Annotated in this window: 8 protein-coding genes; 6 read left to right on the forward strand and 2 right to left on the reverse strand. The window is 55.0% G+C overall.

All coding sequences use genetic code 11. The features are described 5' to 3' along the window. On the reverse strand, nt 1-1,741 hold a 1,741-nt coding region (locus JMI88_RS38915), incomplete at its 3' end, for a molybdopterin-containing oxidoreductase family protein (RefSeq protein ID WP_201367473.1). 355 nt (nt 1,742-2,096) lie between these two features. Here JMI88_RS38915 and JMI88_RS38920 point away from each other — a divergent pair. Continuing rightward, nucleotides 2,097-3,011: a PhzF family phenazine biosynthesis protein gene (locus JMI88_RS38920; RefSeq protein WP_201367474.1), complete on the forward strand. Its 915-nt coding sequence runs from the start codon at nt 2,097-2,099 to the stop codon at nt 3,009-3,011. A 55-nt stretch (nt 3,012-3,066) separates the two neighbouring features. On the opposite strand, the gene JMI88_RS38925 is transcribed toward JMI88_RS38920, so the two are convergent. Further along, nucleotides 3,067-3,729 carry a hypothetical protein gene (locus tag JMI88_RS38925; RefSeq protein ID WP_201367475.1) on the reverse strand — a complete coding sequence of 221 codons (663 nt, stop codon included), beginning with the start codon at nt 3,727-3,729 and terminating at the stop codon, nt 3,067-3,069. 628 nt (nt 3,730-4,357) lie between these two features. Here JMI88_RS38925 and JMI88_RS38930 point away from each other — a divergent pair. The 5 genes from JMI88_RS38930 (at nt 4,358) to JMI88_RS38950 (ending at nt 9,023) form a co-directional block, all read left to right on the forward strand. Then, nucleotides 4,358-4,996 (forward strand): NAD(P)-dependent oxidoreductase, encoded by a 639-nt coding sequence (locus JMI88_RS38930; protein ID WP_201367476.1) that lies wholly within the window; start codon nt 4,358-4,360, stop codon nt 4,994-4,996. A 187-nt stretch (nt 4,997-5,183) separates the two neighbouring features. Further along, on the forward strand, nt 5,184-5,678 hold the full coding sequence (locus JMI88_RS38935; RefSeq protein WP_201367477.1) for a MarR family winged helix-turn-helix transcriptional regulator: 495 nt from the start codon (nt 5,184-5,186) through the stop codon (nt 5,676-5,678). A 6-nt stretch (nt 5,679-5,684) separates the two neighbouring features. Further along, entirely contained in the window at nt 5,685-6,896 is a 1,212-nt protein-coding gene (locus JMI88_RS38940) for a macrolide family glycosyltransferase (protein ID WP_201367478.1), read from the forward strand. A 768-nt stretch (nt 6,897-7,664) separates the two neighbouring features. Next, nucleotides 7,665-8,498 (forward strand): MerR family transcriptional regulator, encoded by an 834-nt coding sequence (locus JMI88_RS38945; RefSeq protein ID WP_201367479.1) that lies wholly within the window; start codon nt 7,665-7,667, stop codon nt 8,496-8,498. A gap of 171 nt (nt 8,499-8,669) precedes the next feature. Then, a complete protein-coding gene (locus JMI88_RS38950) occupies nt 8,670-9,023 on the forward strand; it encodes a hypothetical protein (protein ID WP_201367480.1) in 354 nt (117 codons plus the stop codon). The last annotated feature ends 152 nt before the right edge of the window (nt 9,024-9,175 follow it).

The following is a 9,175-nucleotide window of genomic DNA, read 5'->3' on the forward strand; positions in this document are numbered from 1 at the left end:
GGGCCTGGCCTTCGTCGAAGAAGGAGTGGAAAGCCGTGAGCGTGCGCCCCTGGCTGAAGCGTAGCGGATACTGCTCGCCTGCTGGTGCGGTATAGGTGGGCAGGGGAGGGAGGCCTGCCTGCCGGGCGCGCTCGCTCCAGAACTCGATCTTCTGGGATGGCGTGTGGAACTTGTGGTCCTGGTAGGCGATGTGCGAGAGGCCGTTCTTCGGCCAGTAGCCGCCACGGCGGCGCATCTCCTCTACCGTCAGGGGCTGGCCGTCTGCCGTCTTTTGCGCGGCCAGCAGGGAGTTGACATAGGCTTCTTCGTCCTGCCAGGGGAAGACGTTGTCTATGCCGAGCTTCTCGGATAGCTGGCGCAGGATGGTGATCAGGGAACGGCACTCGCCTTCTGGCTCGAGAGCTTTCTCCATCAGGTAGATATGGGTGGCCGTCTGCTTCAGACCGATACTTTCCAACCAGGCGGTAGCGGGCAGCACCAGGTCGGCATAGCGCCGGCTGGTTTCGTTCATGAAGAGATCGTAGGAAACGATCAGCCGGGTGCGCGCCAGGCCGCGCGCGACATCGTTGCTATCGGCAAAGGAGGAGAGCATGTTGCTGCCGAGCAGGAGCAGTACGTCCAGCTGGCCGTTGGCCAGGGCCTCGGCGATGCTTGACATATGGCTGGGGATCGCCGCCTCGTCTGGCAATTTCGGCGTGATGTCCGCCAGCACATTGGCGTAGCCAACGCTTTCCGGCGCGGCCCCATGGCGCTGTCCCAGGCCACCGCCGGCAATACCCAGTTGTCCGGTCAGGGCGGGCAGACAAGGGATGGCTCGGGCCGGCTCCCAGCCGTGCTGGTGCTTAAAGATAGAACTGCCGCCCAGCACGATGACCGCCGGCGTCTGCGTGGCGTAGCGCCGCGCCAGCTCGCGAATACGCTCCGGCTCAATTCTGGTGATGGCACTGGCCCACTCCGGCGTATACTGCTGCACATGATCGGCAAACGACTCAAAGCCGAGCGTATGCTGGTCAATGAATTCCTGGTTATGCAGTCCCTCTTGTATGATCACGTGTGCCATTGCCAGCGCGAGCGCCGCGTCGCTACCGGGAGGGAGCAGGATGACCTCGTCGGCATGGGCTGAGACCTCGGTGCGACGAGTGTCGATCTGGATCACATAAGCGCCGCGCTTGCGGGCCGCGATCAGGTGCGGCGCCAGGTCCGGCTGGCTGGCCAGGGTCGCGCCCCACAGCATGATTGTCTGCGAGTTCGCCGCCATATCCTCCTTGGTGTTGGTTTTGATCGTCCCGGTCAGGCCCAAACCATAGCCACCCATGGCCCAGCACACAATCGAGGTTATCCAGTTCTGAAAGCCACCCAGCATCCCGAAGCGCGTCAGCAACGTATTGGCAGTGGGTCCCGTCGTCCCGATGCCATGTCCGCGCCAGAGCCCCACACGCTCCGGCCGTGTCTGCTGGATCGACCCAACGATCATCGCATACGCCTCATCCCACGAACACGGCTCCCAGCGATCCTCTCCACGCTCACCGACGCGACGCAATGGCCGCAGCAATCGTTTAGGATTATCAAAAATCTCCTGCGTGGCCCGTCCCCGAATGCACAGGAAACCGCGACTATCCGGATTCTGCGTATCACCTTTAAGCGAGATTAGCTTGTTCTGCTCAACCTCGACCTTCATTCCACACTGCGTTGGAATACAATTCATCGGACACATAGTTGTAACCTGGCGCTTACCAATCATGCGACGCTCCCCCTATGTTAGTGCAAACATATCAATCATCTTCTATGCTCAAGCATACCAGATCAACCTCGTTCCTTCCAGCGCCCTTGCAGGATCTTTTGCATCCTTAGTCCTTAAAAAGATCCATAGTGAACTGCAGCGCACGTGCCGTGGCACACATTCTGGACCACATAAAAAAGTTAGGAGAGGCGTGCGTTCTGTTATCACAAAATGATGTTACACTGGAAATGCAAAGCAAGCAAACCTGGAAAGCTATACGAGATCTTGCGCATTTCCAATGACAAGGGAACAGGATGACCAGGATGTCATTACTGCATGAAATGAGCCGTCGTAAGTCAAGAGAAAGCAGAAACTGATGAAAGAACAAGGTATTCGTTTCTACATAGTTGATGTCTTTGCGCAAGAACCACTAAGCGGAAATCCGCTCGCTCTGGTGGTGAATGCGCAGGACCTGAGTCAGTCGACCATGCAGCAGATCGCGCGCGAGTTTAACCAGTCGGAGACCACCTTTCTACTCCCTTCGACCAGGCAGGAAGCCAATTGGCGTCTACGTTCATTTACCCCGGCAGGCATTGAGGTCAAAGGTGCTGGTCATAATGCGTTGGGGGCATGGTGGTGGTTGGCCGAATCAGGCCAACTGGAGTTGTCCGGGCCTCAGACCGTTTTTCAACAGGAGATAGGGGAACAGGTCCTATCAGTGGAAGTGTTGGCGGAAAAAAGAAAAGAGGAAGTACCGTGGCAACCGACCACTATTGGGATGAGACAGACGGTACCATCATTTGGAGCCATCCATAAAGATCCAGGGGCGTTGGCGGCAGCGCTTGGTCTAGAGGCTGCCGATCTGTCTGTAGAGGGTTTACCTGCGCAGGTCGTTTCCACAGGGGCAGCACATCTGCTTGTACCAGTGCAGAGCCGTGAAGCAATAAGGCGCGTTCAACCAGATGCGAAACGTTTGTATCAACACCTTCACTCAGTTGGTGGGCAAGGCTGCTATCTGTTTAGCCTGGACACGGTTGATCCGGTTGCCGCAGCCCATACACGCTTCTTCAACCCCACGGAGGGGATTGTCGAAGATCCAGCTACGGGAACAGCGGCTGGCCCACTCGCCTGCTATCTTGCGAAGTATGGCCGCATCAGTTCTTCGGTGGTGATGATTGAGCAGGGTTATGAGCTGATGCGGCCAAGCCGTATTGAGATACGCTTGCATGGCGATGAGGTGCGTATCTTTGGCGCTGGTGTGACAGTAGCTGAAGGCGTGCTACGGCTCTAATTGCGTGAAAGGAGCCACACGCTTCCCATGGTTATGGGAAGCGTGAATGCCCCTTTTATTCACCCTGCTGCCAGGCATAGGTGGTGTCGGGCTTGACGTTGGGTGAGTTGTAAGCCAGGGTAACAAGAGTATGGGCCTTCAATACGATATTGTGGAAATCGCCGTTGTAGGGCTTGCCATCAACATAGGCCTGCCAGCCGGCGCCCTTGTCTAGCTGATAAGGATACTGCAGATTCGAGAAGCGCTGGCTCCATATCTGGGTGAAGTCGCCCAGGGTGTAGTTTTTCTGGGTGGGCGATTCAATGTGGATAACGCCGGTGGTATCGTGGGTATGTAGCCAATAGATACAGGATTGGTCGCTGGCAATGCCGATGGCCTGTGGCACCGACACCGCCTTTCCATCGATGTATATCGATAAATGGGCGTGAATGTGGTAGGCTAGCTGCTCTTGAGAATCGCAGGAAATACCATTCAACGGAGCGTAAGGACCTGAACTCGAACTGCTGCTAGTCTGACTGCTGGTACTGGTACTGCCGCCCGTTGGACGATTAGCAAACCAGATAAAGGCGCCAATGATAACAACCACCAGCGCAATTGCGCTAATGACGATAATATTAGTTGTACGCTTGCGCTTGAGTTCACGCAGACGCTCCGCCTCGCGGCGTTGTTGTTTCTCGAGGCGATCCTGCTTGACGCGCCGAGGTTGTGTCTTACTCATGCTTATCTGTCTTTCATAGGGAAATTAAAATACTAGTATATACCAATGTGTAAGGCGAAAAAATCAAAAAACGACCACAATAATTGTAAAAAAATTTTAAAAGCGGGATAAAAAGCCACTCTATGTATACTATTGTGATCGCTTCTTGTAAAATTGCCCATCTACACTAGAATCCGCCAGATCAAAAAAATTAAGGTGTACAATGAGAAGCGCATATTTACACAATACACACTTCTAAATACCCAGGGTGTATAACGTTTCCCTGTATTATACACTCAAGAACATGGATATAAAAGTTTCAATCAAAATTCCCAACTTGTTGACCATTCGGAACTTCTTAAAGTCTAATCTTAAAGTCTAAAAGGTGCTGCTTCATTGTCGATCAGGCACAGTTGGTTGGCCGTACTGAAAATGCCCAGCCTTACTACTGAATGGCATGATACGTATATGTAAGTAGTCGTTTTTGTGTGCCAATACTAGTAGTTGAACGCGATTTAAACCGGTCTATGTCCTGTCGCAAGTGTGCGAATGGTCGAGACGAGTCAATAAGAGACCTGGCAACCAACAATTATTCACGCCTTTTGTCTGTTTTTACATAGAACGATACAAAAAAAGGAGCTGTAGTAGTATGAATATTGCATTATTTGGTGCCACTGGCATGATTGGTCAGCGTGTGCTGACTGAAGCGCTGCAGCGTAATCACCATGTGACGGTGATTGTGCGCGATCCGGACCGTTTTACGATTGCCCATCAGAACTTGCAGGTGGTCCCCGGCGATGCGGCCGATCCTGACAGCGTGGCAAAGGCAGTGGCTGGCAACGATGTCGTTATCAGCGCGCTAGGTCCCTCGCCGAAAGATGATCCCGGCAGCATGGTTCAACTTACGCGCAGCCTGATCGATGGCGTGCGCCGCGCAGGTGTGAAGCGCCTGATCGCAGTCGGAGGTGCTGGTACCCTGGAGGTTGCTCCTGGCGTCCAACTAATGAATACACCCGAGTTTCCGGTGAACTGGAAAGACATTGCTCTGGCCCATCGCGACGCTCTGGAGGTCTACAAAACGGTTGACGACCTGGATTGGACCAATGTTAGCCCAGCCGCATTTATCGCCCCCGGCCAACGCACCGGCAGCTATCGCACAGGCATCGATCAGCTCATCAAAGACGACAAAGGCGAGAGCCGCATCTCCGCCGAAGACTTTGCGATCGCCCTCCTTGAGGAGGTTGAGCACCCTCGCTTCCCGCGCCAACGCTTCAGCGTTGCCTACTAGGCGTCCAGGGCTGGCTATCCACATCTTCATAGAGGTCAGCGGGTGCCAAAGAAAAACGTTCCCATGGGATGGCGGCTGCCGTATCGCGAAACGGTAATGATTTGTCAGGAGGGGATGCGCTGGTGTATAATTTGGGCGGCAAATGATTTGCTTTGCCAATTAAGCTTAAAAATGTATGGAGATGGGCATGATGGAGAGAAATATTGATGCGGCAGATGCTTTGCGCAGGCTATGCGGTACGGTGATGAAGACAGCACGACAGGAGTTGATGCAGCACCTGAGCGAGGCTGGCTCCGACCTTTCACCGCACCAATTTCTGGCGCTTCTAAGTATCAACCGGCACACTTTGACGTTAGGTGAACTGAGTCGCGCCATGGGACTCGATCCCTCAACGCTGGCCCCGACGGTTGAGGTTCTGGTGCGCAAGGGCCTGGTTCAGCGCGACCGAGATCCGCAGGATCGTCGACGCACGCCGCTGTCCTTGACGCAGGCAGGTCGCAACCTGCTGGCACAGGTCACGCGCCAGGACGAGCAGGGACCATTGATCAGCGGCCTGGATGCGCTGGGCGATGAGAAGGCCCGACAGCTCATCGCTCTACTAGAAGAACTGGTGGCCGCCCTCAATCCCACTCATGATTCCACCCCTACCAATCCCTGCCAGATGCCCATTCATAAAGGATAATCATAAATGACGAAGTATGCTTTTTTGAATGTTCCTGCTTATGGACACGTCAATCCGACGCTGGCTGTCGCGCATGAGCTTGTTGCGCGTGGCGAGCAGGTTAGCTACTATCTGACCGATACGTTTCGCGCCTCGATCGAGGCCACCGGCGCCATTTTCAAGCCCTATCAAATGGCCGAAATGCGCCCACCAGAGGGTGCGGTCCGTCCACAAGGTATTAATATATCCCATCTGCTGGGCATGCTTCTGCGTACAAGTGCTAGCATCTTGCCGCAGGTTCTGGATAGACTGCGCGAGGAGCAGCCGGACTGTATTATCTATGATTTTATGTGTCCGGCTGGCTACCTGGCTGCCCAGATTCTGCACATTCCGGCTATCAATCTGCGCCCCAGCTATGTGCCTTCTAAAGAAATGATGAGCCGGGGGCCGTTCGCGCGAGCGCAGGCACCAGGCGCTGAGATGACTGCTCTGCAGGAGCAGCTGGATGAGCTGTGCGCCAGCTATGGTATCCCGTCCATCCGTCCCATGGACATCTGGACCCATCACGAGGAGCTGAACATCTGCTTCATTCCACGTGCCTTCCAGCCCGGTGGAGACTCATTAGACGAGCGTTTCGTCTTCGTTGGCCCCTCTATCTTCATGCGCCAGGATGCGCCAGCGTTTGAGCTCAAACGTGCCGAGGGCCAACCGACGCTCTATATCTCGCTGGGTACCGTGATGAACAATCGGCCAGACTTTTTCCGCCTCTGCTTTGAGGCCTTCGCGCACCAGCCCTGGCATGTCGTGATGGCCCATGGCACACGCCTGGATATGGCCGCGCTGGGTCCCGTACCGGAAAACTTCCAGGTCGCTCCCTACCTTCCTCAGCTGGAAGTACTGCAGCAGACCAGCGTGTTTATCACCCACGGTGGCATGAATAGTACGATGGAAAGCCTGTTTTATGGTGTGCCACTGATCGTGGTGCCGCAGCAGCCCGAGCAGGCCCTTACCGGCCAGCGCGTCAGCGAACTGGGCCTGGGAACCGCTCTCAAGTCCGACGAGCTCAGCACAATCGTGCTGCAGCAGGCCGTTGCCCGCGTGAGCAGCGATCCCGCGATTCGCGCCAACGTTCAGGCCATGCAACAGACCGTACGCAACTGCGGCGGCTACCGCCAGGCCGTCGACGCCATCACCAACTTCGCCGCCACCCATCCCAGAAACAGCACAACCCTGGCCTGATCCAACCAACCTCAAGACGCATAGGGGGAGGCATTCTCATACTAGAACGTCGCTCCCTATGCATATCAAAAGAAGCTAAGCGACCGGGACCCAAGGACCAATACGTTTCATTTAATCGTAAAAAGACACAAACGCAACAAGCAAAGCGGGAAATCCCATAGGTTCGGAGCTTGCCTCCGATTAGCCCCACCGTTTGTGGGCCCTGTGTCCTCGCCGCTCAGCCCCTCGTGACATCACACCTCGGCTCACGCGGTGCCCAAAGGGAACCTTCGCTTTTGGGCACCGCGTAGGGCGACGTGATGGTGAAGAGCAGAGCCGCGTCGTAGGGACACAGGGCCTCCGATTACACCCTTCCTGCACGTAACGTTGCCTACCGTCGGAGTTTGCGTCTGATTTGCAACCTCGACGGTCGATACCGGTGCGGAAACATGACATGATATGGTGGATGGAAACGTGCGTGGAGAGAGAAATCGGACGCAAGGTCCGAACCTATGCATATCTCTTTTCTTGATGGGTTTCGATGGCCCATGTCTCGTTGGGCACCATGTGATGATGGAACCGTCAAGCCACCACCGCCCACCTACCGAGCACACACACACGAAAGCCATAGGTTCGGACCTTGCGTCCGATTTTGTGGGCCATCGAAACCCACAACGAACATGACACCCATAGCTCCGAACCTATTTTATGGTTCAAAAAAAGGGAGGAAAAAGGCTTGCATATGACATTACGTCATACTCTATACTGCCAATTGAAAGGAGGAAGCACTTGGATCAACAACAACAGCAGCAATATACAACCAGCCAGTTCGCGCAGAAAGCTGCAGTAACTGCGCGTACTTTGCGCTTTTATGATAAGGTGGGCCTGCTCTCGCCTTCACACTATACGGAGGCGGGCCACCGGCTCTACTCGGACGAAGATCTGATCAATTTACAGCAGATCCTGTCCTTGAAGTTTCTGGGCTTCTCGCTGGATGAAATCAAGGTGTGCCTGCAGAAGGACCCGCAGCGGTTGCGGGAGACGCTGGCCACGCAGAAGGCGATGATGCGCGAGAAGCGCAAGCAGCTGGAAACGGTCATCCAGGCTATCGAGAAGGCGGAGACGCTGCTGGAGGACAGCCTGGCTAACTGGGATGCCCTCGTCAACGTGATCCAGGTGATGCAGATGGAACAGAATAAAGAATGGGTCAACAAGTACCTGACCCCTGAACAGCAGCAAAAGATGGCAGAGATTTCTGGTAATTCATATAGTCCAGAGGCGGCGCAAAAAATCGCTGAGTGGGGCAAAAACTGGACCGAGCAGGATCAGCAGCGTGCCAACCAGCAATGGAGCGCCGTCTTCACCGAGCTGCGGCGCCTGGTGGCCGAGGGGGCCGATCCCACAGGACCAGAGGCCCAGGCCCTGGCTCGCCAGCAGAGCGAGTTGATTGGCCAGTTCACGCGCGGCGATGCCGACGTTACCGCTGGCCTCAAGCAATGGTGGAAGAACCATGATCAGCTTCCCCAGCAAGAGCGACCCCTGGGTGCCTATAGCTATAGTTCTGAGGAATGGGCCTTCATGCAAAAGGCCGTGGACCACTATAAACAGAATCAGCAGCACTAAACCTTTATAATCGGTGCAGGCAGGGTGATATTCATCTCACCCTGCCTGCTTTTCATTTTTCAAACCTCCAACCCAAAAAATTGTAATTATGCCGGTGATGTGTTATGCTGATTATGGTCAGGTTGTTGTTCATCAGAGCGTTCGGTGAGAACGTGGTGAAAGGAATCATCGATGAATAAACTGCAGCGCCTGTTTTTTATGGCCGGGGTGGTCCCCAATAAGCAGAACTACATTGTGCTGGGTGTAGCCATCGCCAGCTTCATGCTGACCATCCTGTTTGGCGCGCTGGCGATTACTTACAACACCCTCCTCTGGCGCCTCCTGGCCGTATTCACGATCATCCCAGGCATGACGCTGGTCCTTGGCGGCTCCTATCGCCTGATTGACTGGTCCCTCTCCGATAAGCAGGACCGGGCACGTATCGAGAAAGAAGAGGCCTCGAAACTCGTCCGTGGTTGGGTCGAAGTCAACGAGCACGAGCAGAAGAAGCAAGAAATCAACCAGAAAAGCGAACCCTCCTTGTAGCCTGTGACCTTAAAGGTCACCTGGGCCGCGAGCGACAGCAATGCGGCCCCGTGGCTCCACGATATGGCTTCTTGTGGCACCCCATGTTGGCTCATGGCGTACCCACACACGAAGGTCCCGTGTGGGTACGCCTGTCCGGCTTACGGTATCGC

The sequence above is a fragment of the Dictyobacter formicarum genome (assembly GCF_016587435.1).